We start from the raw sequence: 25,183 nt of genomic DNA on the forward strand, positions 1-25,183 counted from the left end.
AGGCACTGCCCTCACTGATCAGCGCGCGGCGCGCAGCGCGGCGAGGCCGTCCTGACTGGACGGGTACACGGGCGTCCAGCCCAGTTCCTGCTCGGCCTTCGCGCTGGAGACGCGCTGGCTGCTCGTCATCATCGTGTGCGCGTAGCCCATCGGGCGGACCGTCCACAGCGGCAGCGCGAGCGGCTTCGGCAGCCCGAACTCCCGTGCCACGCACAGGACATGGGCACGGAAACCGAGCGGGGTGCGGTCGGTGATGTTGTACGCCTGCCCCGGGCGCCCGTGTTCGACGGCGGCGGCCACCGCGCGGGCCGCGTCGGTGAGTTCCACCCAGGGCAGGACCCGGCCGTGGTCGTCGGGAGCAGGCAGTTGCCGCTTGCGCAGCATGGGGAGGATGGCGTCGGTGCCACCGGGGCCGTAGAAGAGGCCGAAGCGCAGGGCGATGCCCTCCAAGTCCGGTGCCGCGAAGGCGAGTTGTTCCTTGGTGCGCATGCCCTCGATGTGCCTCTCCAGCTCCGGTGTGGTGCCGCGCGGGCCGAAGGGGTCGTCCTCGGTGAGCGGGCGGGGGCCGAAGTCCCCGTAGCCGTAGCCGAAGACCATCGACTCGGCGATGAACCGGCGGGCGCCGGTGGCCCGGGCGGCCTCGACGAGGTGGGCGGTGCCTTCGGTGCGGAGGGCGTTGGTGGCGTGCATGTCGCGGTGGCGCAGGGGCGCCTTGCGCAGGGCGGTCGCGGCGTGGACGACCGTGTCGAAGTGGTGGCCGTCGACCGCGCGGAGGAGTCCGTCGCGGTCCATGAGGTCGGCGCTGATGCCGTTGCCGGCTCCCCGGCCGAGACCGGTGACCCGGTGGCCGGCGTCGGTGAGGGCCTTGGTGATGTGGCGGCCGAGCACGCCGCTCGCACCGGCGAGGAGAATGCTCTGCCCGCTCCGGTCGCTCCGCTCGCTCTGATTGTTGCTCGGATTCGTCGTCATGCCGATGCGACGGATCGGGTCGGCACGGATGTGACATCCCGCCGCTGAGCTGCGGTTCTACGGTTCGTACAGGTACGGCGTGGTCGTGGTGAGCGGGGTGAGGCCGAGGCGTTCGAGGATGGGGCGGCTCTGGTCGGAGGCGTCGACCTGGACGTAGCGGTAGCCGCGGTCTGCCGCGATGCGGGTGCGGTGGGCGACCAGGGCGCGGTAGATGCCGCGGCCCCGCCAGCTCTCCACCGTGCCGCCGCCCCACAGGCCGGCGAACGGGGTGCCGGGCACGAGCTCCATCCGTGCCGCGCTCACCGGTTCGTCCCCGGCCAGGGCGACGACGGCGACGACCGTGTCCGGGTCGGCGGCGAGCTGGGCGAGGAGGCTGGAGCGCAGCCGGGAGCTGTCGGTGCCGAAGGCCTGCTCGTGGACGTCCGCCACGAAGTCGATGCCCGCGCGGTCGGTGGCGGGCAACAGGCGGATGCCGTCCGGCAGTTCGGCGTCGAGGGCGAGCGCCGCGATCTCGCCGATCATCAGGGTCTCCTGCGGTTCGGGGGTGAACCCGGCCGCCGTCAGCCGCTGTCCGAGATCCGTCGGCAGATCGTGGCCGTAGAGCTTCCACTCGAAGTCGCGGCCGAGGCCGGTGTAATACGCGATCTGTTCGGCGATCACCGCGTCGGCGTCGGTCTCGTCGAGGTCCGTCCACAGGATGCCGTTCCAGCCGTCGGGGTCGGCGACCTGGCGCACCACTGACCCGGTCCGCTCCACCCGGGCACCGGGCCCGTCGGGTCGGGCGCGTTCGCGCAGGTCGCGGTCGTGCAGGGCGAGCACTTCGGCATGATCCATGCGTCCACTTCAGCAGCCGAGGGCGGAACCGGCAACGGAATTACGTGAACGGGAATGGCGCCGCTGCCGGGAGCCCTTCCCTTCTACTCCGTGTCGAAGTAGTGGCCCGCCTCGAGATCGGCCAGCAGGCCCGCCTCGACCGGCTGCCATCCCGTCTGCTTCTGCGTGAGGGTGCTCGAGGCCGGGCAGTCCAGTGACGCGACGAGGCCCAGGAAGCCGAAGTGCACGACCGCTTCCTCGGGCGTCACGCTGCCGGTGGGGACGTCGAGACGGGCGGCGATGATCTCCACGATCTCCCGGAGCGGCAGCCCCTCGTCGCCGACCGCGTGGTACTGCGCGCCCGCCGGTGCCGACTCCAGAGCCCAGCGGTACAGCCGGGCCGCGTCGAGGCGGTGCACGGCGGGCCACCGGTTGGTGCCGTCGCCGACGTACGCCGACAGGCCCTTCTGGCGGGCGACGGCGATCAGCCCCGCGACGAATCCCTTGTCGCCCCTGCCGTGCACGGACCGGGGCAACCGGACGACCGAGGACCGTACCCCGCGCTCCGCGAGCTCGACCGCAGCGATCTCGGACGGCTGACGAATCGCCGCGAAGGACTCCGGGTCGACCCGGTCCTCCTCCGTCGCCACCCGCCCCCGGTCGAGCCCGGGGGTGCCCGAGGTCACCACGAAGGGCTTGTCGGTGCCCGCGAGAACCTCGCCGATCGCCTCGATCGCGCGCAGGTCGGTGGCGCAGTTGGCGGCGAAGTCGGTGAAGTCGTGGATGAACGCCAGATGGCACACCCCGTCCGCCGCCTCGGCGCCGCGGCGCAGGCTGTCGAGGTCGTCCAGCGAGCCCCTGTGCACGGCGGCGCCCGCGGCCTTCAGTGCCTCGGCGGACGCGTCCGAGCGGGCCAGACCGGTGACCGTGTGCCCTGCGTCGAGCAGTTCACCGACCACGGCGGAGCCGATGAATCCGGTCGCGCCGGTGACGAATACACGCATGCTGCGTTCCTTCGATGGGTGGGTGTCGAACTGGGTCGTGCTGTGCTTCCATCGTGGGCAGCAGATGGATCCCGGGTCCAAAGCCTGTTTCGCATGAGGCAATACAGATCAGGCATCACAGCAGATCAGACGCTACTTCCGCGAGATACCCAGCGCGTCGCGCAGTACGCTTGAGGCATGACGGATCTGTCTCCCGCGCCCGATCTCGAACTGCGTCTCGTGCGGTACTTCATCGCCGTCGCCGAGCAGCGTCACTTCGGGCGCGCCGCCGAGGCCCTGCACATCACCCAGCCCTCCCTGAGCCGTCAAGTCCGGCGGTTGGAGGAGCAGTTGGGCGCCCGGCTGCTGGACCGCACTCCGCAGGGGACGCGGCTCACGGAGGCCGGGGAGGTCTTTCTGCCGCGCGCGAAGGGGCTGTTGCGCGCCACCGCCCAGGCCGCCGCCGAGACCCGCGCCGCCGCGGAGCCCAGCCGTCTCACCGTCGGGTACATGGCCAACCTGTTCGTGACCCCGGCGGTGCGCGAGGTCCGGCGCCGGCATCCGGACGCCGATGTGCACGTCGTACATCTGGCCTACGACGATGTACGCGCGGCCCTCTTCGAGCGGCGGGTGGACGCGGTGGTGGCCCGACTGCCCTTCTCCACGGACGAGTTGGAGGTCACGATCCTCTACGACGAGCCGCGCGTGCTGCTCGTGCCGCTGGACCACCGGCTGGCCGGCAAGGAGTCCGTGACGGTGGACGACATCGCCGACGAGCCCGTGCCGCAGGTCCCCGGGGCGGATCCGGCGTGGGCCGCCTTCTGGCGTATCGATCCCCGGCCCGACGGCCGGCCGGCGCCCGGCGGACCGGTCGTCCGGGCCCTGGAGGACAAGTTCGAGTTCGTCGCCGACGGACGGGCCGTGGCCATCGTGGCCGGTGTCCGCCCCGGGCAGACCGTCCGCCCCGACATCGTCGCGATCCCCCTGCACGGCGTCGAGCCGAGTCATGTCGCCCTGGCGACCCGGACCGGCGAGCACAACCGACTGCTGTCCGCGTTCCGAAAGGCGGCCCACGCGCTCCTGAAGGCTCCGGCCGATTCCGAAGAACACCCCGACGGCGCGCCCTAGTTGAGGCTCTCTACGCTTGTCCCGCATGACCTCGGACAACATCGCACTGCGACCGGTGGACGAAGCCGGCCTGGCCGTCATGGAGCGCTTCCTCAGCGACCCGGAGTTCGCGTCGGAGTTCCAGTGGTACGGCTGGAGCGATGCCCGGCGCTGGCGGCGGCAGTGGTCGGAGGATCGTCTGCTCAGCGCCGACCGGTCCTATCTGATGGTGGTCCGAGGCGACGAGCGGGTGGGGTTCGTCGCCTGGCGGAAGGTCACCCCGACGCCGACCTGCCACTACTGGAACATGGGCATCACCCTGCTGCCCGAGGCACGCGGACAGGGTGTCGGGACCGAGGCGCAACGGCAGTTGGTGCGCTATCTGTTCGCGCACACCCTGGTGATGCGCGTCGAGGCGGACACGGAGTCGGAGAACATCGCCGAGCAACGTGCCCTGGAGAAGGCCGGGTTCACCCGGGAGGGCGTCCTGCGCAGCGTCGCGTTCCGGGACGGGCGGTGGCGGGACGGGGTGCGGTACAGCATCCTGCGCGGTGAACTCACCTGATGCAACAGGGCAGTTCGAACGGCGGAGGCCCCACCGGCCGCCTGCCCGGTGGGGCCTTCCGTCCTGGCGCGGCGCTCGGGGTCAGCGGCCCGCCCTGGTCCGGGAACGCCGGTACAGCGCGGCGCCGCCCAGGATGAGTGCCGCGCTCGCGGCGGCGGCCGGGACCAGGTCGTCCGTGCCGGTGTGGGCCAGCGAGGCCACGGCGGCGGGCGGGGCGGGGTGTCCCTGGACCTCCGTGCCGGGTTCCGGGTGCGGCTTCGGCGGCGCCGGAGTCGGTGCCGGTGGCTCGGGTGTCGGCCGCGTCGGGCGGTGGGGGTGGTCACCGGAGGTGTTCACGGACTCGTTGCCCACGACGGGATTGGCGACACCCACGACATTCACGGAATTGCCGGTGACATTCACCGGGAGATGGATCGGGAGCTGCACTCCGTTTCCGGTCAGCACACCAGGTGAATGCTTTTCGCCGCCGTGTGCCGAGGCTCCTCCGCGTGGCCCGGCAGGGCCCTTGGCGCCGCCGCCCTCATTGACGCAGCTGTTGCCCGCGGCGGGATTGAGCAGCCCCACCACGTTCACGGTGTTCCCGCACACGTTCACCGGCACATGCACCGGGAGCTGAATCGTGTTGCCGGAGACCACCCCCGGCGAACCGGCCGCCGAGCCGTCCGCGGCGGAGTCGGCGAACGCCGGCAGCGCGGCGGCCATCGCGCCGGACGCTGCCGCGAAGACGATCATCCCGTTTCGGGTAACCCGTTTCATAGGCTCCCTGCCTTCCAGACTTGGTCGCGGGCGGTCACCCGCACCGAATAAAACGTGGGCGCACCATCCGAGTTATGGCTTATCGGCCTTTCACTCCATCGAGCGTCACGGTTATCGAACTACTCGTAACAACACCTCTCAACCCCGAGGGAAATCGGAAAACCATTAGTCGGACAACCCCTTATGCCTATTGAAGGGGCGCAGAATACGGCAGCGATCGCCGTTCCGCTCGCCGGGAGGCGGGCCCCGTGAGGCCCGCTTATCGTGATCGAGGGCGCTGGTCACAGCGCGTCCTTGGAGGCATTGATGCTGGCCAGGCTGTCATCGCGGCCCGTGTTCCGGCGCTGCGCGTTCACCGGGGTCCTCACGCTGGCACTGCTCGGCGCGGGGCTGCCCACGCTGGCCACCGCCGACGTCGGGCCGCGGCCCGACCTGTCCCGGTTCTACCGGCAGAAGGTGAAGTGGGCCGCGTGCAAGAACGCGGACGCGCCCAAGGATCTGCAGTGCGGGAAGGTCACCGTCCCGCTCGACTACGCGAAGCCCCGCGGGGCGACGCTCGATCTCGCGCTGGCCCGCTATCGGGCTACCGGGAAGTCGAGGGGTTCGGTGCTGCTGAACTTCGGTGGTCCCGGCGGTGCGGGCGTCAGTGAACTCGCCTCGGACGGCAAGGAGTTCATGGATCTGACGAACGGCTACGACGTCGTCACCTTCGATCCGCGCGGCGTCGGCCAGTCCTCCCCCGTGAGTTGTGGCGCGGGCGCCGACCAGGGCTCGGCCGCGGCGGACGAGGAACCGGCGGACATCGACAGCGGCGATCCGAAGGTCGTCCTCAAGCAGCTGCGGAAGGCGGCGGCCGTCTGCGCCAAGTACTCCGGCCCGGTCCTGCCCCACATAGGCACGGTCAACGCCTCCCGGGACCTGGACGTGATGCGCCAGGCCCTCGGCGACAAGAAGCTCAACTACCTTGGTTTCTCATACGGAACGCGGCTCGGCGCGGTGTACGCGGCCCAATTCCCCAAGAAGGTCGGCCGGTTGGTGCTCGACGGCGTCGACACCCTCACCGAGCCGCTGTCCGAGCAGGGCAGGGCGGGCGCCGAGGGGCAGCAGACCGCGCTGGAGGACTTCCTCAACTGGTGTGTGCAGGACATCGCCTGTCCGTTCGGCACGGACGCGCGGTCGGCGCCGGACCGGGTCGTAGGACTCGTCGACTCGCTCGACCAGGACCCCGTGCAGACGGACTTCGGGGACACCTTCTCCGGCCAGGATCTGGTGGGCGCCATCAGTCAGGCGCTGTACAGCAAGCAGTTGTGGCCGTCCCTGGAGCGCGCCATCGCCTCACTGGTGGAGGATGGTGACACACGCGCCGTGATGGCGTTCTCGTCCGGCGGTGCCGCCCTGCCCCGACTGGGCGGAGGCGGTGGCCTCGTGGATGCGCAGAACGTGCCGCTCGACAACCTCCCGGCCGCGCTGATGGCCATCAACTGCGCCGACGACCCCGACCGCCCCACCGCCGAGCGGATCACCAAGGACCTGGCCGGACTGCGCGCCGAGTACCAGGCCGCGTCACCGGTCTTCGGCCGCTACCGGCTCACCGAGGTCCTGATGTGCTACGGCCGCCCCAAGGGCACCGACTACATCCGCGACGACGTCAAGAACGTGGACACGTCGAAGATGCTGCTCATCGGCACCCGGGGCGACCCGGCGACGCCGTACCGCTGGACCGTGGAGACGGCACACAGGCTCGGCTCCTCGGCTGTGGTGCTCGACAACAAGGGTGAGGGCCACACCGGTTACGCGTCTTCCAAGTGTGTGCACACCAAGGTCAACGAGTTCCTGCTGTACGGCTCGCTGCCGCCGAGCGGGAGTTCCTGCCAGCCGGACACCTCTCCCTCAGGCGAGTGAGATCTCGGGCTTGTAGAGGTCGAGCCAGAGGGCCAGGTCGAGGGCGCGTTCCAGACCGCGCCGGCCCGCCTGGGTGCTGATGGGGGCGTCGCGGTGGGCGACCTGGCGGAGCCTGTCGCGGTCCACGAGGTCGAAGACCGGGTGAGAAGGGCGGGCGAGCAGGTCCTTGGCGTGGTCCTGGAGCGCGACCGCGTACTTCGGATCCTGCGTGGACGGGTACGGGCTCTTGACCCGGTCGTACACGGACTTCGGGAGGACGTCCGCGGTGGCCTCCCTGAGCAGGGTCTTCTCCCGGCCGTCGTACGACTTGAGGGACCAGGGCGTGTTGTAGACGTACTCGACGAGCCGGTGGTCGCAGAACGGCACCCGGACCTCCAGGCCGACGGCCATGCTCGCGCGGTCCTTGCGGTCGAGCAGGATGCGCACGAAGCGGGTGAGGTGGAGATGGCAGATGCGCCGCATGCCGTACTCGAAGTCGCTCTCGCCGTCGAGGCGTTGGACGCCGGCGACGGCGGTGCGGTAGCCGTCGGCGATGTATGACTCCGTGTCCAGCGCCTCGGTCAGATCGGTGCGCAGGACGCCGGCGTCGTCCCCGAAGTCCCGGCCGAAGCGGACCAGCCAGGGGAAGGTGGCGGCGCGCCGGGCCTCCTCGTCGAAGAACTGCTGGTAGCCGCCGAACACCTCGTCGGCGGACTCGCCGGACAGGGCGACGGTGGACTGGTCGCGGATGGCGCGGAACAACAGGTACAGCGAGGCGTCCATGTCGCCGAAGCCCATGGGGAGATCGCGGGCCCGGATCGTCTTCGCCCGTACGTCGAGATCGGCGAGGGCCTGCGCGTCGAGCACGATGTCCTGGTGGTCGGTGCCCGAGGCGCGGGCCACGTCGTGGACGTACGGCGTGTCGGGGGTGCCGCGGAGCTGGTCGGCGACGAAGTTCTCGCTCTGGCCGACGAAGTCGACGGCGAAACTGCGTACCTTCTCGCCGTGCTCGCCGAGTTGGCGGGCGGCGATGGCGGTCATGGCGGAGGAGTCGAGGCCGCCGGAGAGCAGGGTGCAGCGGGGCACGTCGGCGATGAGCTGGCGGCGCACGATGTCGTCGAGGAGGGTGCGGACGGCGGCGACGGTGGTGTCGCGGTCGTCGGTGTGCGGGCGGGTCTCCAACTGCCAGTAGGTACGGCGGCGCAGGCCCGTGCGGTCGACGGTGACGACGGTGCCGGGCTCGACCTCGAACATGCCGTCCCAGATGGCGTGTTGGGGTGTCTTGATCATGGTGAAGAGCTCCCGCAGTCCGTCCAGGGTGACCCGGGCGCGGGCGAGCGGGTTGGCGAGGATCGCCTTGGGTTCGGAGCCGAAGAGGACGCCGTCGGACGTGGGGTGGTAGTAGAAGGGCTTGATGCCCATGCGGTCCCGGATCATGACGAGTCGGTCGCGGCGGCCGTCCCAGATCGCGAAGGCGTACATGCCGTTGAGGCGTTCGGCGACGGCGTCGCCCCATTCGAGATAGCCGCGCAGGACGACCTCGGTGTCCGAGTCGGTGGTGAACCTGTGGCCCCGGTCGGCGAGTTGGCGGCGCAGTTCGGTGAAGTTGTAGGTCTCCCCCGAGTAGACAAGGGCGACCGTGCCGTCCGCCGTGTCGGCGGTCATCGGCTGGTGCCCGCCGGGCAGGTCGATGATCGCGAGCCGGCGGTGTCCGAGGGCGGCGGGGCCCTGCGCCCAGATGCCGCGGTCGTCCGGGCCGCGGCAGGCCATCGTCTCGGTCATTGCATCCAATGTCGCGGCCTCGGTACGCAGTTCACGGTCGAAGGAGACCCAGCCGGTGATGCCGCACATGCGTTACCTCCTGCGTCCGGTCGGCTGGAGAATCCTGGATCACCTGGGTGTTTCCGGATGTGGGGGTACCCCCGCCGAACCAGTTGTATCTAGCACCTACATGTCGAGCGTGGGTCACGGCAGCGAGGTCGGTCAACATGCCCGTAACCTGAACGGCCGCGCCACCCCACCGCTTTCAGCCGTGCTTTGCGTCCGCGAGATCCGCCGCCCGGCGTCCCACCGGGCGGTGCTCGTCAGGAACCGGCCACGGGCAAAGAGTTCATCAACATCCCCGGCCCACCCGGCAGTTCAGAAGTCCACCGGGTCCCGCACGATCGGGCAGGTCATGCAGTGACCGCCACCCCGGCCGCGCCCCAGTTCGGCGCCGACGATCGTGATGACCTCGACGCCGGCCTTGCGCAGCAGGGTGTTGGTCTGGGTGTTGCGGTCGTAGGTGAAGACCACGCCCGGCTCCAGCGCGACCGCGTTGTTGCCGCTGTCCCACTGCTGGCGCTCGGAGGCGTAGATGTCGCCGCCCGTCTCGACGACCCGCAGTTCGGGCAGACCGAGTGCCTTGGCGACGACGTCGGTGAACGGGGTCGGGCCCTCGTCGACGATGTCGATGCCGGGGCCCTTGTCGCCGGGGCGCAGGGAGAAGGTGTGGACGGCGTCCATGATCGCCGGGTACAGGGTCACCAGATCGCGGTCGGCGAAGGTGAAGACGGTGTCGAGGTGCATCGCGGACCGCAGCTTCGGCATGCCGGCCACGACGACGTGTTCGGCGGCGCCCAGGTCGAAGAGTGCTTTGGCGACCTGGGTGATGGCCTGGCGTGAGGTGCGCTCGCTCATGCCCATGAGGACCACGCCGTTGCCGACGGGCATGATGTCGCCGCCCTCGAACGTGGCCTGCCCCCAGTCGAGTTCGGGGTCGCCCCACCAGACGAGGGAGCCCGCGAAGTCCGGGTGGAAGGTGTAGATCGCCTTCATCAGCAGGGTCTCGTCGTGCCGGGCGGGCCAGTAGAGCGGGTTCAGGGTGAGGCCGCCGTACAGCCAGCAGGTCGTGTCGCGGGTGTAGAGGGTGTTGGGCAGCGGTGGCATCAGGTATTCGCGGACACCGGTGGACTCGCGGGCGAGGGCGACGTAGTCGGTGCGGTAGTCGTCCGGGAGGTCGGTGGTGGCGAGGCCGCCGATCAAGTACTTGGCCAGTTCGGCCGGTTCGAGGCTCTCCAGGTAGGCACGGGTCGCGTCGATGAGGCCCAGGCCGACCTCGTTGGCGACGATCTTCCGGTCCAGGAGCCAGTCCTTGGCGGCGGGGATCGTCATGGTCTGGGCGAGCAGTTCATGCAACTCGACGACGTCGACGCCGCGTTCACGGAGCTTGTTGACGAAGTCGGCGTGGTCGCGCTGGGCGTTCTCGACCCACATCACGTCGTCGAAGAGCAGGTCGTCGGAGTTGGTCGGGGTGAGCCTTCGATGGGCCAGGCCCGGGGCGCAGACCAGCACCTTGCGCAGTCGGCCGACCTCGGAGTGGACGCCGTACTCATGTCGGTCCACGGTGTCTGGGTTGGTCACGGTGCACACACCTTTCCGGAGGTCGAAGGCGAGGTCAGAGGCTGATCCAGCCCGCTGCCAGGGCGACGATGCCGACGAGGGCACCCGCGACCGAGACGGCGAGGATCACCAGTTCGCGGGCCGAGAAGGGCGAACGTCCCTGTTCCCTGCGGGCCTTGACGAACAGGAAGGTGGCGGGCGCGTAGATGATGAACGAGACCAGGAGGTACTTGAAGCCGGCCGCGTAGATGAGGAACCCGGTGTAGACGGTGGCGAGCCCGGCGACCACCAACTCACTCCGCCCGCCCCGGGTTTCGGCGACCGCGATCTTCACGGCGAAGCCCGCCGCCAGCAGGAACGGGATCAGGGTCAGCGAACTGGTCAGGTCCAGCGCGAAGTTGAAGGCGTCGTCGGAGAAGTAGGTGACGACCAGGACGACTTGACTGAGCAGTGTGGTCATCACCAGCGCGGGCACCGGCACGTCGGCCGCCGTGGACTTCTTCAGGAAGCTCGGCATGTCGTCGTCCTTGGCGGCGACGAACAGCACCTCGGCGGCCATCAACGTCCAGGCGAGATAGGCGCCCAGCACGGAGACGATCAGCCCGACGCTGACGAAGACCTTGCCCCAGGTACCCACCGCGTGTTCCAGCACACCCGCCATGGAGGGCTGCCGCAGTTCGGCGATCTCACCCATCGGCATCAGGCCGTACGACACGATCGTGACCGACGCGAAGACGGCGAAGACGCTGAGGAAACCCAGGACGGTGGCGCGGCCGACGTCCTCGCGGCGGCGGGCGTGCCGGGAGTAGACGCTCGCGCCCTCGACGCCCAGGAACACGAAGACGGTGGCCAGCATGGTGCCCTTGACCTGCTGGAACAGGGAGCCCGCGTAGTCGGCGCCGCCGAAGTTCTCGGCGAAGACATGGGGTTTGAGGTAGAAGAGCGCGAGGACGACGAAGACGAGGATCGGCACGACCTTGGCGACCGTGACGATCCGGTTGATCGCCGCCGCCTCCTTCACACCGCGGCTGATCAGCAGGAAGAAGAGCCACAGTCCGGCCGAGGAGAGGACCACCGCGAGGACGGTGTCGCCCTCGCCGAGCGAGGGGGCGATCGTGCCGATCGTCGACATGATCAGCACCCAGTACGTCACGTTGCCGACGCAGGCGCTGGCCCAGTAGCCGAACGCGGCGAAGAAGCCGAGGTATTCGCCGAACCCTGCCTTCGCGTAGGCGTAGACACCGGCGTCGAGGTCGGGTCTGCGGACGGCGAGGGTCTGGAAGACGAAGGCCAGCATCAGCATTCCGGTGCCGGCGACGGCCCAGGCTATGAGGGCGCCGGCCACGCCCGTCTCCTGCGCGAATCTGCGCGGGAGCGAGAACACCCCGGCCCCGACCATGGAGCCGACCACCATGGTGGTCAGCGTCGGCAGGCTCAGCTTGGCGGCCGTGGTCCGGGTTTCGGTGGTGGCGGCTTGCGTCACCCGTGGGACGTTAGCAACCATTTGCCCCAATTGCCTGGCGGGCTTCCCCCATATGCCCCATCCGTCAATCGGCCCTATCGTGCTGTTATGGAGCACGCACTGAGTCCCGCCACTCTCACCGAACTGCGGCGCCCGCGCCCCTACCCCGCGGTCTCCGTGCTCACGCCGACACATCGTCGCGAGCCCGACAACGCCCAGGATCCGGTCCGGCTGCGCAATGTGCTGGCCGAGGCCAAGAAGCAGCTGGAGGCCGATCCCGCGGTCCCCCGGGACCGGCGCATCGACGTCGCCCGGCAGCTGGACCAGGCGCTCGCCGAGATCGATCTCGCGCACGCCGAGGACGGTCTGGTGATCTTCGCCGCGCCGGGCGAGCACCAGGTGTGGTCCCTCGCCAGGTCTGTGCCCGAACGTGTGGTGCTCTCCGACACGTTCCTCACCCGCAATCTGGTCTCCGCGCAGGCCTCCGAGCGCCCGTTCTGGGTGCTGTCCCTCGCCGCCGACCGCGTCACGCTGTGGAACGGCGGTGTCGACCGGGTCACCGAGGACCACACCGGTGGCTTCCCGCTCACCCGCGACCACCGGGACAACTTCGACGCCGAACGCCAGGAGCGGATCGGCGACATCCCGAGCACCTTCCGCGACGAGGACACCCGGCACTTCCTGCGCGAGGCCGACACCGCGATGGGCCGCATCCTGCGCGAGCACGGGCGCCCGCTCTACATCACCGGCGAGCAGGCGGCCCTCTCCGCATTCGACGAGGTCGGCAGCGCCACCAACGGGGCGGTCCACATCCCCCACGGCGGTCTCGCCCACGGCACACCCGACGCGGTGTGGCAGGCCGTACGGCCGCTGGTCGACGCGGAGGCGCGGAAGAACACCGTCACCGTGACCCGGGAGCTCGAATCGGCGCGCGGGCGCAAGGAGTTCGCGGCCGGCGTCGACGAGGTCTGGCAGAACGCCCGCGAGGGCCGGGTACGACTGCTGGCCGTCGAGGAGAACTACCGCGTCACGGTCCGCGACGACCACGGCGACCACCTGGTCCCGGCCGAGAGCGGCGACCTCGACGCCCGCGAGGACATCGTGGACGAGATCGTCGAGCAGTGCCTGGAGACCGGCGCCGAGGTCCGCTTCGTCCCCGACGGCACGTTGAACGACGCGGACGGCATCGCGGGCGTGCTGCGCTACTGAGGCCGTCTCGTCGTCCCTGCGACTGTCCGTTCGTCCCTGAGGTCGCCTCTCCCCTGCGGCGTACGCTACGGCGTGATCGTCGACGTAGAGGGAGAGCACACGTGGGTGACCTGCTGGGCGTGGCCGTGCTGGGTGCGGGACACATGGGAGCCGACCACATACGACGCCTCGACCAGGTGGTGAGCGGAGCCAGGGTCGCTGCGGTGGCCGACCCGGACACCGAGCGTGCCAAGGAGGCGGCGGCCGGTCTGGACGCGGTCACGGTGCACGAGGACGCCGTGGCCGCGCTGGACGCCCCCGGGGTCGAGGCGGTGCTCATCGCCTCGCCGGGCCCCGCGCACGAGGAGGCGCTGCTCGCGGCCTTCGCCCGCGGGCTGCCGATGCTGTGCGAGAAGCCCATGGTGCCCGACTCCACCGGGGCGCTCCGGGTGGTGGAGGCGGAGGCACGACTCGGGCGGCGGCTGGCGCAGATCGGGTTCATGCGGCGCTACGACACCGAGTACCGGCGCCTCAAGTCCCTGCTGGACGGCGGGCAGTTGGGACGCCCGCTGATGCTGCACTGCACCCACCGCAATGTGTCCTCGCCGCCGTACTTCACCTCGGCGATGCTCATCGACAGCTCCGTCTCGCACGAGATCGACGCGGCCCGCTGGCTGCTCGGGCAGGAACTCACGGCGGTGACCGTGCTCAGCCCGCGCTCGTCGGCGAACGCCCCGGAGGGTCTGATCGACCCGCAGCTCGTGCTCTTCGAGAGCGAGGGCGGTGCCCTGGTCGACGTCGAGGTCTTCGTCAACTCCGGGTTCGGCTACCAGGTGCGCTGCGAGGCCGTGTGCGAGGCGGGCAGTGCCCGGATCGGCGAGGACCATACGATGGTCGTCACCACGCACGGCAGCGCGCACGAGGAAGTCCCCCTGGACTACCTCGTGCGCTTCGCGGACGCCTACGACCGTGAGGTGCAGTCGTGGGTGGACGCCACCAGGCAGGGCCGCGTCACCGGCCCGAGCGTCTGGGACGGCTACGCGTCCTCCGTGGTCGCCGAGGCCGGGGTCCGGGCGCTGGAGAACGGCGGCCGGGTGGCCGTGGAGCTCGCCCCGCGCCCGGAGCTGTACGGCGACGTCAGCCGCTGATGCTGGCCGCGCCCGACTCCAGGTGACCGGTGAACCGGCGCGACCAGGTCGCGTCGGAGTCGACGGTGACCGTGAAGTCGTACCAACCACCCTGGTACGCGACGGCGTTGAAGAAGTCCTCCGTCGACGCGCCCGCGGCGACCGTGTAGGTCCACGGTCCGTCGCTGCGGTAGTGGTTGGAGGTGATGGTGAACTTCACGGCCGCGGAGCCCGAGTTGACCATCTTGAAGTAGATCGCGAGCTTGCCGGTGCCCGACTCGACGGCGTAACGGGTGCTCACCTCGCCGGACTTGCCCGCCTTCGTGGCATCGCCCTGGAAGCGGCGCAGGAAGCGGTTGGGGCCGACCATGGAGAGGTCGTACTTGCCGCTGCCGTAGCCCGTACCGATGTTGAAGAAGTCGGAGGCGGTGCCGCCCGGGTCGACCGTGTACTGCCAGGGCGTGGTGTCGCGGTAGGCGTTGGGGTGGATGGAGAGATGGGCGGCGCTCTTGGCGGCGCCGCCCTGGTTGGCCATGGCGAACCAGGCGAGGATCTTGCCGCTCGACCCGAACTCCAGGTGATCCAGGTACCCGTTGGGCTGGTAGGGCAGCGCGCGGGCGGGCCGGGTGCCGGTCTCCTGCGTCGGGAGGGCGTTGTTCGTCGGCACCGGGTTGGGCAGCGGGCCGCAGGTGGAGAGCCCGATGACGCTCGTCGCGGGCAGGGACACCGCACCGTAGACCGGGTTGGCGAAGTCGAAGACGCCGGTCAGGTCGCCGCTGACCTTGCGGCGCCAGGTGCTGATGTTGGGGCAGGCGGCGGGTTTGCCGAGGGACGTGGTCCAGGTCTCCAGGAAGCGCAGGACCGAGGTGTGCTCGAAGACCTCGGAGGAGACCCAACCGCCGCGTGTCCAGGGCGAGACGACGATCATCGGGACGCGGAAGCCGAAGCCGTACGGGACCCCGTTGAGAAACTCGCCGTCGGTGCCGGCGGGCGGGGCGGGTGGCGGGACGTGGTCGAAGTAGCCGTCGTTCTCGTCGTAGTTGAGGAACAGGACGGTCGAGTCGAAGACGTCCGGGTCGGCGGCGAGGGCCTGGTAGACGAGGCCGATGAAGTGCGCGCCGTCGCCGGGCGGGGCGTAGGGGTGCTCGGAGAAGGCCTGGTTGGGGACGACCCAGGAGACCTGCGGGAGGGTGCCCGCGAGGACGTCGGCCTTGATGGCGGCGGCGATGTCGTCGGGGGTCGAGCCGGTGGCGGCCGGGACGGAGGACATGCCGCGGTCGTAAAGGGCGCTGCCCGCCTTGGAGTTGGCGAAGTTCTTGAAGTAGGCACAGGCGTTGTCGCCGTAGTTGTCCTGCGCGTTCTGGTAGACCTTCCAGGTCACTCCGGCGGTCTGGAGCGCCTCGGCGTAGTTCTGCCAGGTCAGGCCGGACTCGTCACCGCCGTCGTAGCTGGAGGAGTCGACCTTGCCGCTCCACAGGTAGGTGCGGTTGGGGCCGGTCGCGCTGAGAGTGGAGCAGAAGTAGGCGTCGCAGATCGTGTAGTTGTCGGCGAGCGCGTAGTGGAAGGGGATGTCGGCGCGGTCGAGGTAGCCGAGCGAGCGGACGTTCCCCACACCGGACACCCAGTTGTCGAGGCGCCCCTTGTTCCACGCGGAGTGCTGTGAGGACCAGGAGTGCGGCAGGTCGCCGTTGCACTGGGCGAGGGTCTCGCCGTCCTTGCCGCCCGCGGCCGGGGTGGCGCTCAGCTTCCACGGGTACTGACGGCCGGCGCCATTGGGCTGGTCGAAGACCGGGTAGCCGCCGCTGAGGGTGATGCCGCTGCGGTCGTCGAAGCCGCGGACGCCCTTCAGGCGCCCGAAGTAGTGGTCGAAGCTGCGGTTCTCCTGCATGAGGATCACCACGTGCTTCACGTCCGAGATCGTGCCGGTCGCGGCCTGCTGGGCCGCGATCGCGGGTCGTACGCCGGTGCCCGTCACCATGCCCGCCGCCACGGTGGCACCGAGCCCCACGAAGCCTCTTCGGCTGATCGGTGTCATGCGCTCCGCCCTCGTCACAGGCGTGCCCGAGCGGCACACCGCGCGCAAGGGTGCACGGGGTGATCGCCAAGGTCCATACCCGGACGGTGAGATGGAGGTGAACAAAAGTCAAAACCGCTGCTCTGGCGCCGAATTGCCCTCAGACACTCCCGAACAGGGCGCTCAGCCCCCGTTCGACGACCGCGTCCATGTCCTCCTGCCCGGTGGCCACCACGTCGTACGTCCGCAGCAGGAAGCGGCGCAGCGCCGGCGTCTGGAAGTGGAGCAGGGCGAGCCCGAACGGCGAGTGGAACTCCAGCACCGTACGGGCCTGACCGCACGGCCACAGATGCACGTCCCCGCTCCCGGCAGGCCGCCGCAGCCCCTCCTCCAGCAGCGCCCGGGCGAAGGTCCAGGTGACCGTGTCACCGTCGAGGGACACCTCGGGCGGGAAGTCGAGGTGCACCGCCAGCGGGTCCGAGGCGAGGTAGCGAAGCGTGGCCGACACGGGAATCTCGGTGTCGTCCGCCGTGATCAGCCGGGCTCGGGTGGGCTGTTCGAGGGTGATGTCCATGGGCGGTCTCCGCTACGGGTGAGAGGTCGGCCGGATTGCCGTGTGCCTGTACGACCTCGCAGGTGCCGTTTGCATTACGCGGAACCTCGAACGAGTTGGTGTGACGTGCATCACATCGCCGGAATGCCGACCTTTCCGGAGCCCGTGTCCCCGCCGTCGAGTGCGGCCGCACGCAGGGCAGCCGCCACCCGATCGACCGCCTCGCCGGGCGTCCCCGGAAGCCGCGCCAGCAGCAGCCGTCGCTGCTCCTGGGGTCCGCCGCGCACCGGCAGGACGCGTACGCCGGGCGGGACGGCCGGGGCGAGGGAGGCAGACACCGTCGTCAACCCGCAGCCCGCCGCGACGAGTTGGAGTTTGGCGAGCCAGTCGCGGGCGGTGTGGGCGATCTCGGGGCGTTCGTCGAGGCCGGGCCATACGCCCATGAGGCGGTCCTCGCCGGAGGAGGAACCGGCGATCCAGCGCTGGCCGCGCAGGTCGGCCACGTCGACGAAGTCCGCGCGGGCCAGCGGGTGGGCGACGGGGACCGCGAGGTACAGCGGGCGCTCGGCGAGGGTGCGCAGGACCAGCGGGGGCGATTCGGTGTCCGGCGGCCGGAAGGGGGGCGCGGACGCCAGCAGGGCCAGGTCGAGGCTGCCGGCACGCAGGGCGCGTACCAGTGCCGGAGTGCCGCCCTCCCGGCTGACGACGTTCAGGTCCGGGTCGCTGCGGCGCAGGGCGAGCAGGACGCGGAGCAGCAGGGCCGCTCCGGCGCTGGGCAGCCAGCCCAGACGGACGGTCGCGGCCTCGGTGGGCAGCCCGGAGAGTTCGCGGGCGGTGGTGTCGATCTCGTCGAGCACGACCGTCGCCCTGCGCATGACGATGCGGCCGGCCGGGGTCAGCCGTACGCCGTCGCGGCGCCGTTCCAGCAGTTCCGCGCCCGCGGCGCGTTCGATCGCGGCGATCTGCCGGGACACCGCCGACTGGGTGTAGCCCAGCGACGCGGCGGCGGCCGTGAAGGTCCCCTGTTCGGCGACCGCGCGGAGGACGCGGAGGGCGGTGAGTGACACATCCGTGAAGTCCATGACGATTACGCATACTAGCGGTGCGCAACTTTCGTTGGACGCATGGATGTGACCGTTCCTACCGTGACGGCATGAACGCTCCACGCATCGCCCTCGTCACGGGCGCCAACCAGGGACTCGGCCGCGCCCTCGTCGAGGGGCTTGCGGCCCGCATGGGCCCCGACGACACCGTTCTGCTGACCGGTCGCGACGAGCGGCGGGTCGCCGACGCGGCCCGCGAGGTGGCGGGCCTGCCCGGCACGCGCAGCCGGGTGGAGGGCCGGGTCCTCGACGTCACCGACACGGACGCCATCGCCCACCTCGCCGACGAGCTGCGGCAGCGCCACGGCGGGGTCGACATCGTGATCTCCAACGCCGTGGCCCGCATGCTCCCCGGGGAGTCGCAGTCCGAGCGCGCCGACGAGTTCATCGACGTCTCCAACACCGCCACGCACGCGATGCTGCGCTCCTTCGGACCGGTCCTGCGGCCGGGCGGCCGGTTCCTCGTCGTCGCCAGCAGCCTCGGCACCCTCGGTCATCTCGACCCCGCGTTGCACGACCTCTTCGACGGCGCGAGCCTGGACCAGGTCGAGTACGCCGTCGAGTCCTGGCGCAGCGCCGTCCACCAGCGGACCACGGCCGAGGCGGGCTGGCCGCTCTGGCTGAACGTGCCCTCGAAGGTGGCCCAGGTCGCCGCCGTCCGCGCGGTCGCCGCGGAGCGCCGTGCGGACGACCTCGCGTCGGACACCCTGGTCGCGTCCGTGTGCCCCGGCATGGTGGACACGGCCACCTCCCGCCCCTGGTTCGAGGACTTCAGCCAGGCCAAGGCGCCGGCCCAGGCCGCTGAGGCCGTGCTCGACCTCGTCTTCGCCGAGCACGTCGATCCCGCGCTCTACGGCGAGTTGGTGCGCTTCGGCGCGGCACTGGACTGGCACTCCGGCAAACCGCTGGTCGAGCAGGACCTCAAGCTCACCCCCTGACCACGGCCCAGCCACAGATCCACGGCACAACCAGCACCGCACGGCAGGGAGCAGGTGCGCGCGCGGGGCGGCTCGACCTGACGAACCTCGATTCCGTCGCGGCCTTCGCCGCCGCCTGGGAGGGACCGCTGCACGTCCTGGTCGACAACGCCGGTGTGATGGCCTGCCCCGAGCAGTACACCGACCAGGGCCGCGCGTGGCAGTTCGCCACCAACCACCTGGGGCACTTCGCCCTCGCCACCGGTCACCAGTATCAGCGGTCGCTACTTCGTCGACTGCAACGAGGCCGACGTCGTCGACCGCCGCTCGGGCACACTGCACGGCGTGGCCTGTTACGCCGTCGACCACGACAACGCGCGGCGGCTGTGGCCCCTGTCGGAGGAGCTGCTCGCGAAGGGTGCGTGAACTGCCACGCGCCGACCGCCCCGCCGGACACACACGGACCAGAGACGGCTCCGGCCGCGCCCACCTGGTGCGGACGCGGCCGGGACGGTCAAGAACGGTCAGTCACCTGGGCTGCCGGTCACGGAGTCAGCTGCCACTGCTCGATGTAGCCGACGTCGATCGCCGCGTGGTCCTGCACCCGCAACTTCCAGGTGCCGTTGACCGGTTGGGCGGAGGCGTCGACGGTGAAGGTCTGGTCGACGTTGTCGGCGGAGCCGCCGGCGCGGTTCAGCAGGGAGTAGACCGTGCCGTTCGGGCCGACGAGGTCGACGGTGAGGTCGCCGCGGTAGGTGTGGACGATCTTGACGTAGACCTGGGTGGTGGCGGAGGCGTTGCCGTCGCGGCCGGTGACCGTGATCGGGGACTCCACGGCGGCGGCGTTGTCGGGGATGTCCACCCGGGTGCTGCTGGCGTAGATGTTCGCGACCCGCCAGGTGAAGGAGGTGGTGGCGGTCGCGCCCGTGTCGTCGGTGACGGTCACCGTGACGTCGCTGCTCCCGAGGGTGGTCGGGATGCCGGAGATCAGGCCGGTGCTGTCGATGGAGAGTCCGTCCGGCAGGCCCGTGGCCGAATAGGTCAGCCCCGCACCGGAGTTGGTGGTGTAGGCGCTGGTCTGGAGGGACACGGACTGTCCGACTCCGCTGATCTGGGCGGAGATCGGGGCCACGTTGACGCCGAGTGCGATCCGGCTGCCGACGTTGATCGCCGCCCACGCGTCGGCCACGGCGAGGTACGTCGGGCTGTACGCGCCGAAGAGGTCCGCCGCCGCCTGGAGGGTCGCGGTGCGGGCACCGGCGTAGTTGGTGGACGAGGTCATGTACGTGGCGAGCGCCCGATACCAGACCTTCTGGGCGTTGTCGATGCCGATGCCCGCGACGGGCACGCCGTCGTAGGTGGGGCTGTCGTAGGAGACGCCGTTGACGGTCTTCGCGCCGCTGCCCTCGGACAGCAGGTAGAAGAGGTGGTTCGCCGGGCCCGAGGAGTAGTGGACGTCGACGCTGCCGAGCGTCGAACTCCAGTAGTCGCGGGACGAACCGTCCTTGGAGGGCTTGTCCATGTAACGCAGCGGTGTGCCGTTGCCGTTGATGTCGATCTTCTCGCCGACGAGGTAGTCGGGGACGTCGGCGGGGAGGTTCTCGTGGAACTCCACCGCGGCGGCGAAGATGTCCGAGGTGGCCTCGTTGAGGCCGCCCGACTCACCGGAGTAGGTGAGGCCGGCGGTCGCGGCCGTCACGCCGTGGCTCATCTCGTGCGCGGCCACGTCCAGCGCGGTCAGCGGGTGGGTGTTGCCCGAGCCGTCGCCGTAGGTCATGCAGAAGCAGGTGTCGGACCAGAAGGCGTTGACGTAGTTGTTGCCGTAGTGGGCCCGGCTGTAGGCGGCCACGCCGTCGTTGCGTATGCCGTTGCGGCCGAAGACGTCCTTGTAGTAGTCCCAGGTCGCCGCGGCTCCGAACGCGACGTCCACGCCCGCGGTCTGACGGTTGCTCGCGGTGCCGTCGCCCCAGACATCGTTGTCATCCGTAAAGAGAGTGCCGGTGCCCGAGGTGCCCTGGTTCAGGTCGTAGGTCTTGTGTCCGGCGCGGTCGCCGTCGACGAGCTGGTACGTCGAGGTCGCCGGGTCGAGCGTGGTGCTGAGCGGGACCGATCCGTTGAACTGGCCGGTGCCGGTGCCGGTTTCGATGCCCTGGTACTGGAAGACGGGCTTGCCGGAGTCGGCGTCGGTGATGACGTGGAGTTCGCTGGGGGTGCCGTCGTCCTGGAAGCCGCCGACCACCGCCTCCCAGGCGAGGACGGGCTTGGCTCCGGCGGCCCAGACGACCAGCCGCGGGGCGCCGTCGAGCTTGGCGTCCTCGCCGCCCTTCTTGGCCGCGGCCACCAGCGCCTTGGCCCTGACCGTCGCCGACGACACGTTCGGGGTGATGTCCGCCAGGTTCAGGTCGGCCTTCGCGGCCTTCGTCACCGAGAGGCGGCCGCTCCTGGCATGGACGACCAGGTCGCCGCCGAGGACGGGCAGTCCGGCGTACGTCCGCTCGTAGCGGGTGTGGGTGGTGCCGTCGGCGTCCTGTGTGACGTCCTTGACGACGAGCTTCTCCTTGGCACCGAGGCCGAGGGTCTTGGCCGTGCTCCTGACGGCCGCACCCGCGCTCTTGAGGAGGGCGGCGTGCTTCGCCGGCGTCAGCGTGGCGGGGGCGGCTCCGGACCGGGGGGTGGCCAGGATCTTCGCCGGGGAGTGGCCGCCGCCGGGAACGGCGGAGGCGGCGCCGGTCTGCATTCCGGCGGCCAGCAGGGTGCCGACTGCGGTCAGCACCAGAGCGGCGGTGTATCTGGGGTGGTGCGGATAACGGTCATGCCGGGTCAAGGCGTTCTCCTTATGTGGGGTGGTCGGACTCGGTGGAGTCCTGGAGAGCGGGTCGGGCCGGGGTACGGCCGTCCGGCGGCGCGCGGGTACGAGGAGGAATGGTGAGGGAGAAGTGAACACTCGGTGAGCGTGGTGCACAGCAGAGTGGCATCACGTCCACAGAATTGTCATGGCTATAACAAAGCAACGGCTCAAAATGACTGTTGCGCACTGCGGATCACTCGCCCGAGCAACACTTTTCGGCCTCCCGCCGGTCGACCGTGCCATGCGGGAACACAAGACCGTCGAACAGGTGGTTGAATGTCGACTCCCGCGGGTGATCCATACCCCAACTCGCGTACGGCGTATACGACTTGCCCCACCGAGGCAGCTACGCCACCGACACGGCACCATCCGTCCGTGAAGACGCTGGCATATGCCAGAAGCACCACCGGATCGGGTGTTGCCAAATCCCTTACAGGGCGTCGCGGGCTGTGCGACAGTCGTAACCGGTCCCTCCATCCGCCTTGGTCGAACCGTCCCCGCATCGGAGTGCGTCATGCCGTCCCATCTCTCTGCGGACCGCCCAGCCGCCCAGCCGCCCGCGCGCGGCTCGGTCGACGCGCTGATATCGCAGGCGCGGCGGCTCATGGGCGACGTGGACGCCGTACGGCGGGACGCGCAGCGGGACGGTTCGGATCCCCGGGAGCGGTGGCAGCGGGCGCTGTGCGATCTGGCGCTGCATCAACTCAACGACGTCGACGAGCACTTGGCCCAGCTGCGGGACGGCCCGCCACCCGTGCCCGCGGCCGTCGAGGCACCGCCCGCACCGACTGCCGTACCGGAAGCGCCCCGACCCGACTCGCTGCTCAGCCGGGTCGGCAGCGCCGAGTGGGATCTGCTGACGGACGCGGTGAGTTGGTCCGGGGAGCTGTACCAGATCCTCGGCCGCGACCCGGCCGCTCCCCCGCTCACCCTCGACGAACTGCCGTCCCTGGTCCTGGACGAGGACCGGCCCGGCCTGACGGCGATGGTCACGGACTGCCTGGTCGACGCCAAGCCCATCGACGGCGAGTTCCGCGTCGTACGGCCCGACGGCGCCGTACGGACCGTGCACATGATGGGCGAGCCCGTGCTCGACGCCGACGGTGGCACCGCCTCGATGTGGGCCGTGCTGCGGGACGTCAGCGAACTGCGCCGCAGCCAGCGGACGGTGAGCGAGACCCGTGACTCGCTGCAGCGCCACCGGCAGCGCGCGCAGACCGAGCGCCGGCTCGCGGTCGAGCTGCAGGAGGCCGTGCTGCCGCCGTGGCGCGGCACCCTGCGGCTCCCGCACCAGGGACCGGAGACACTCGACCTGGCCGCCCGCTATCTTCCCTCCGCGACGAACGCGCTGATCGGCGGCGACTGGTACGACGCGCTCCAACTCTCCGACGGATCCACCCTGTTGAGCGTCGGCGACCTCACCGGACACGGTGTCGCCGTCACCTCGGGCATGGCGATGCTGCTCGGCGCCCTGCGCGGCATGGCGATGGCGGGCACCGAGCCGGGCCAGCTGATGTCCTGGCTCAACCAGTTACTGGACGCCACCGTGCAACCGGCCCTGGGCAGCGCGGTGTGCTGCCGGTACCGGCCCGAGACCCGCACGCTGACCTGGGCGCAGGCAGGACACCCCGCCCCGCTGCTGTTCCGCGACGGGACGGGGCGCATGCTGAGCGCACCGGACGGCGTCCTGCTCGGCGCCACCTCGGGAGCGTCCTACGGACAGGCCGAGGAGACCCTCGAAGCGGGCGACGTACTCCTGCTGCACACCGACGGACTGGTGACCGGGCACGACAGGCCGGAAGCGGTGGACCGGCTCCTCGACCTGGCCCCGCGGTTCGGCGAGGCGCGCACCGCACAGGACTGCGTACGCATGGTCGTCGAGGAGTTCGGCGACACCGCGCGCGAGGACGACGCCTGCGTGCTGGTCGCCAGGACCACCTAGGCCGTACGACGCCCGGGCACAACCTCCTTACGCCTGGGCGCTGTTGGCGTTCCTGGTCCGCGCGCTCCTGGACTGCGGCCTCGGCAGGGCGAGTTTGATCTCCTCCCGGAGTTCGTGGATCCGCGGGTAGTTGGAGTACTGGGCGGTGAGCCGGTACATCTCGCGCAGCCGGTCCCAGGTGCGGTGGGAGGAGTTCGATCCCATCGACGCCAGGGCCAACCGCGCGTACCTGTCGGCCTGTTCGGGGTCGTCCGCGATGAAGCAGGCCGAAGCCATCGACAGGAAGTCGAAGATCTTCGACCGCTGCCGTCCGTCGACCCGCAGCGCCAGCGCCTTCTCCGCGAAGTACTGGGCGTGCACGGCCGCTCCCGGCTCGTGCTCGGCCAGGGTGCGGTAGGCCAGGGCCTGCATGCCGTAGAGGTCCTCCTCCTTGAACGTCTGCATCCAGCTCGGGGACGGTACGTCGCCGCGGTCGGAGACGAAGAGGTCCTCCGCCTGGCCGAGGGTGCGGCGCATGGCCTGGCCCTTGCCCATCGACGCCTGTGCCCAGGCCTCGACGGTGTAGAGCATGGCCCGGGTGCGGGGCAACACCTCGTCGCCGGAACCGGTCTTGGCGAGTTTCATGAGATCGAGCGCGTCGTCGGGCCGGCCGAGGTGCACCATCTGGCGAGCCGCCCGGGAGAGCGCCTCCCCGGCGCGGGGCCGGTCGCCGCCCTCACGGGCCGCGTGGGCGGCGATGACGAAGTACTTCTGGGCCGTGGGCTCCAGGCCGACGTCGTGCGACATCCAGCCCGCGAGTACGGCGAGATTGGCGGCGACGCCCCACAGGCGCCGCTGCAGATCGGCGGGGTGCCGGTAGGCGAGCATGCCGCCCACCTCGTTGAGCTGTCCCACCACGGCCTTGCGCTGCAGCCCGCCGCCGCGGGCCGCGTCCCAGGCCCGGAACACCTGGACGGACTCCTCCAGTTCCTCGATCTCCTGCGACCCGATGGGGGCGGCCTCATAGCGGTCGAACCCAGCGGGGTCGGCGTGCAGGGGATCGTCGAACCGGGGAGCGTCGGCGGAGAGAGTCGGATCGGAGTGCAGCCATGCGTACATGGCGCTGCTGAGTGCGGAGCCTGCGGCGAGCGCGGCGCCCGCGCCCACCAAGCCGCGTCGGTTGAGCATGAGGTCCATTCCCGTGAATTCGGTGAGGACCGCAGCAGTCCGTTCGGGCGCCCACGGCACACCGTCGGGATGTTCCACACTCCCGTCGTCTGGCCGTTTCCCCGTACGCCCGTGCCGGACCAGACCGAGGTCCTCGATGGTCACGACACGGCCGAGACGCTCGGTGAACAGGGCCGCCAGCACCCTCGGCACCGGATCGCGCGGGATCTCTCCCGTGTCGATCCAACGCCGTACCCGCGAGGTGTCGGTCGAGAGCTGGGGGTGGCCCATGGCCGCCGCCTGCCGGTTGACCAGCCGCGCGAGTTCGCCCTTGGACCAGCCGGCCAGGCCGAACAGGTCCGAGAGACGGGAGTTGGGTTGTCCGTTCACGTCAAGCCCCCAGGTTCTCGGCTGACTTGAACATAGCC

19 protein-coding genes are annotated in these 25,183 nt (G+C 70.3%); 7 read left to right on the forward strand and 12 right to left on the reverse strand.

Annotation, left to right across the window (positions count from 1 at the left end; all coding sequences use genetic code 11):
* Positions 1-18: 18 nt before the first annotated feature.
* The 3 genes from ACQHII_RS03920 to ACQHII_RS03930 form a co-directional block, all read right to left on the reverse strand.
* Positions 19-969 carry an NAD-dependent epimerase/dehydratase family protein gene (locus ACQHII_RS03920; RefSeq protein ID WP_427917865.1) on the reverse strand — a complete coding sequence of 317 codons (951 nt, stop codon included), beginning with the start codon at positions 967-969 and terminating at the stop codon, positions 19-21.
* Between the two features lie 57 nt (positions 970-1,026).
* Positions 1,027-1,803: a GNAT family N-acetyltransferase gene (locus ACQHII_RS03925; RefSeq protein WP_427917866.1), complete on the reverse strand. Its 777-nt coding sequence runs from the start codon at positions 1,801-1,803 to the stop codon at positions 1,027-1,029.
* Between the two features lie 83 nt (positions 1,804-1,886).
* A complete protein-coding gene (locus tag ACQHII_RS03930; RefSeq protein WP_427917867.1) occupies positions 1,887-2,786 on the reverse strand; it encodes an SDR family oxidoreductase in 900 nt (299 codons plus the stop codon).
* A gap of 177 nt (positions 2,787-2,963) precedes the next feature.
* Between ACQHII_RS03930 and ACQHII_RS03935 the strand changes: the two genes are divergently transcribed.
* Both ACQHII_RS03935 and ACQHII_RS03940 read left to right on the forward strand, forming a co-directional pair.
* Entirely contained in the window at positions 2,964-3,893 is a 930-nt protein-coding gene (locus ACQHII_RS03935; protein WP_427917868.1) for a LysR family transcriptional regulator, read from the forward strand.
* A 25-nt stretch (positions 3,894-3,918) separates the two neighbouring features.
* Positions 3,919-4,437 (forward strand): GNAT family N-acetyltransferase, encoded by a 519-nt coding sequence (locus tag ACQHII_RS03940; protein WP_427917869.1) that lies wholly within the window; start codon positions 3,919-3,921, stop codon positions 4,435-4,437.
* Between the two features lie 81 nt (positions 4,438-4,518).
* On the opposite strand, the gene ACQHII_RS03945 is transcribed toward ACQHII_RS03940, so the two are convergent.
* Complete coding sequence (locus ACQHII_RS03945; protein WP_427917870.1) at positions 4,519-5,169, reverse strand: chaplin; 651 nt, start codon at positions 5,167-5,169, stop codon at positions 4,519-4,521.
* 330 nt (positions 5,170-5,499) lie between these two features.
* On the opposite strand from ACQHII_RS03945, the gene ACQHII_RS03950 reads away from it, so the two are divergent.
* Positions 5,500-7,095: an alpha/beta hydrolase gene (locus tag ACQHII_RS03950; RefSeq protein ID WP_427917871.1), complete on the forward strand. Its 1,596-nt coding sequence runs from the start codon at positions 5,500-5,502 to the stop codon at positions 7,093-7,095.
* Here ACQHII_RS03950 and asnB read toward each other — a convergent pair.
* The 3 genes from asnB to ACQHII_RS03965 all read right to left on the reverse strand — a co-directional run bounded on the left by asnB (position 7,084) and on the right by ACQHII_RS03965 (position 11,938).
* On the reverse strand, positions 7,084-8,925 hold the full coding sequence (gene asnB, locus ACQHII_RS03955) for an asparagine synthase (glutamine-hydrolyzing) (protein WP_427917872.1): 1,842 nt from the start codon (positions 8,923-8,925) through the stop codon (positions 7,084-7,086). The two genes, ACQHII_RS03950 and asnB, sit on opposite strands and share 12 nt — an antisense overlap.
* A gap of 288 nt (positions 8,926-9,213) precedes the next feature.
* Complete coding sequence (locus ACQHII_RS03960; RefSeq protein WP_427917873.1) at positions 9,214-10,476, reverse strand: arginine deiminase; 1,263 nt, start codon at positions 10,474-10,476, stop codon at positions 9,214-9,216.
* Between the two features lie 34 nt (positions 10,477-10,510).
* Positions 10,511-11,938 (reverse strand): basic amino acid/polyamine antiporter, encoded by a 1,428-nt coding sequence (locus ACQHII_RS03965; protein ID WP_427917874.1) that lies wholly within the window; start codon positions 11,936-11,938, stop codon positions 10,511-10,513.
* A gap of 87 nt (positions 11,939-12,025) precedes the next feature.
* Here ACQHII_RS03965 and ACQHII_RS03970 point away from each other — a divergent pair, with 87 nt between their 5' ends.
* Together ACQHII_RS03970 and ACQHII_RS03975 are read left to right on the forward strand one after the other, a co-directional pair.
* Positions 12,026-13,126, forward strand: coding sequence for a chemotaxis protein (locus tag ACQHII_RS03970; protein WP_427917875.1), 1,101 nt, complete (start codon positions 12,026-12,028; stop codon positions 13,124-13,126).
* A 101-nt stretch (positions 13,127-13,227) separates the two neighbouring features.
* Positions 13,228-14,253 (forward strand): Gfo/Idh/MocA family protein, encoded by a 1,026-nt coding sequence (locus ACQHII_RS03975; protein WP_427917876.1) that lies wholly within the window; start codon positions 13,228-13,230, stop codon positions 14,251-14,253.
* On the opposite strand, the gene ACQHII_RS03980 is transcribed toward ACQHII_RS03975, so the two are convergent.
* The 3 genes from ACQHII_RS03980 to ACQHII_RS03990 form a co-directional block, all read right to left on the reverse strand.
* Positions 14,243-16,267 (reverse strand): phosphocholine-specific phospholipase C, encoded by a 2,025-nt coding sequence (locus tag ACQHII_RS03980; RefSeq protein ID WP_427917877.1) that lies wholly within the window; start codon positions 16,265-16,267, stop codon positions 14,243-14,245. The genes ACQHII_RS03975 and ACQHII_RS03980 overlap by 11 nt on opposite strands.
* 139 nt (positions 16,268-16,406) lie before the next feature.
* The gene (locus tag ACQHII_RS03985; RefSeq protein ID WP_427917878.1) at positions 16,407-16,820 is read right to left on the reverse strand and encodes an SsgA family sporulation/cell division regulator; all 414 of its coding nucleotides are present in this window, start codon (positions 16,818-16,820) and stop codon (positions 16,407-16,409) included.
* A 110-nt stretch (positions 16,821-16,930) separates the two neighbouring features.
* Positions 16,931-17,881 carry a LysR family transcriptional regulator gene (locus tag ACQHII_RS03990; RefSeq protein ID WP_427917879.1) on the reverse strand — a complete coding sequence of 317 codons (951 nt, stop codon included), beginning with the start codon at positions 17,879-17,881 and terminating at the stop codon, positions 16,931-16,933.
* A gap of 71 nt (positions 17,882-17,952) precedes the next feature.
* On the opposite strand from ACQHII_RS03990, the gene ACQHII_RS03995 reads away from it, so the two are divergent.
* The gene (locus tag ACQHII_RS03995) at positions 17,953-18,840 is read left to right on the forward strand and encodes an SDR family NAD(P)-dependent oxidoreductase (RefSeq protein ID WP_427917880.1); all 888 of its coding nucleotides are present in this window, start codon (positions 17,953-17,955) and stop codon (positions 18,838-18,840) included.
* A 523-nt stretch (positions 18,841-19,363) separates the two neighbouring features.
* Here ACQHII_RS03995 and ACQHII_RS04000 read toward each other — a convergent pair.
* On the reverse strand, positions 19,364-21,643 hold the full coding sequence (locus ACQHII_RS04000; RefSeq protein WP_427917881.1) for a M4 family metallopeptidase: 2,280 nt from the start codon (positions 21,641-21,643) through the stop codon (positions 19,364-19,366).
* 538 nt (positions 21,644-22,181) lie between these two features.
* Between ACQHII_RS04000 and ACQHII_RS04005 the strand changes: the two genes are divergently transcribed.
* A complete protein-coding gene (locus ACQHII_RS04005; protein ID WP_427917882.1) occupies positions 22,182-23,609 on the forward strand; it encodes a PP2C family protein-serine/threonine phosphatase in 1,428 nt (475 codons plus the stop codon).
* Between the two features lie 27 nt (positions 23,610-23,636).
* Here ACQHII_RS04005 and ACQHII_RS04010 read toward each other — a convergent pair whose 3' ends face one another.
* Complete coding sequence (locus ACQHII_RS04010; RefSeq protein WP_406450180.1) at positions 23,637-25,145, reverse strand: DNA-binding protein NsdB; 1,509 nt, start codon at positions 25,143-25,145, stop codon at positions 23,637-23,639.
* Positions 25,146-25,183 lie beyond the last annotated feature (38 nt).

It is taken from the genome of Streptomyces sp. cg40, from assembly GCF_050320165.1.
Taxonomy (GTDB): Bacteria; Actinomycetota; Actinomycetes; order Streptomycetales; family Streptomycetaceae; genus Streptomyces; species Streptomyces hokutonensis.

Coding starts and splice junctions, on each gene's coding strand:
- ACQHII_RS03945 (WP_427917870.1), bottom strand. CDS start 5,169: ATGATCGTCTTCGCGGCAGCGTCCGGCGCGATGGCCGCCGCGCTGCCG.
- ACQHII_RS03950 (WP_427917871.1), top strand. CDS start 5,500: ATGCTGGCCAGGCTGTCATCGCGGCCCGTGTTCCGGCGCTGCGCGTTC.
- ACQHII_RS03980 (WP_427917877.1), bottom strand. CDS start 16,267: ATGACACCGATCAGCCGAAGAGGCTTCGTGGGGCTCGGTGCCACCGTG.
- ACQHII_RS03920 (WP_427917865.1), bottom strand. CDS start 969: ATGACGACGAATCCGAGCAACAATCAGAGCGAGCGGAGCGACCGGAGC.
- ACQHII_RS03925 (WP_427917866.1), bottom strand. CDS start 1,803: ATGGATCATGCCGAAGTGCTCGCCCTGCACGACCGCGACCTGCGCGAA.
- ACQHII_RS03990 (WP_427917879.1), bottom strand. CDS start 17,881: ATGGACTTCACGGATGTGTCACTCACCGCCCTCCGCGTCCTCCGCGCG.
- asnB (WP_427917872.1), bottom strand. CDS start 8,925: ATGTGCGGCATCACCGGCTGGGTCTCCTTCGACCGTGAACTGCGTACC.
- ACQHII_RS03970 (WP_427917875.1), top strand. CDS start 12,026: ATGGAGCACGCACTGAGTCCCGCCACTCTCACCGAACTGCGGCGCCCG.
- ACQHII_RS03930 (WP_427917867.1), bottom strand. CDS start 2,786: ATGCGTGTATTCGTCACCGGCGCGACCGGATTCATCGGCTCCGCCGTG.
- ACQHII_RS03935 (WP_427917868.1), top strand. CDS start 2,964: ATGACGGATCTGTCTCCCGCGCCCGATCTCGAACTGCGTCTCGTGCGG.
- ACQHII_RS03985 (WP_427917878.1), bottom strand. CDS start 16,820: ATGGACATCACCCTCGAACAGCCCACCCGAGCCCGGCTGATCACGGCG.
- ACQHII_RS03995 (WP_427917880.1), top strand. CDS start 17,953: ATGAACGCTCCACGCATCGCCCTCGTCACGGGCGCCAACCAGGGACTC.
- ACQHII_RS04005 (WP_427917882.1), top strand. CDS start 22,182: ATGCCGTCCCATCTCTCTGCGGACCGCCCAGCCGCCCAGCCGCCCGCG.
- ACQHII_RS03940 (WP_427917869.1), top strand. CDS start 3,919: ATGACCTCGGACAACATCGCACTGCGACCGGTGGACGAAGCCGGCCTG.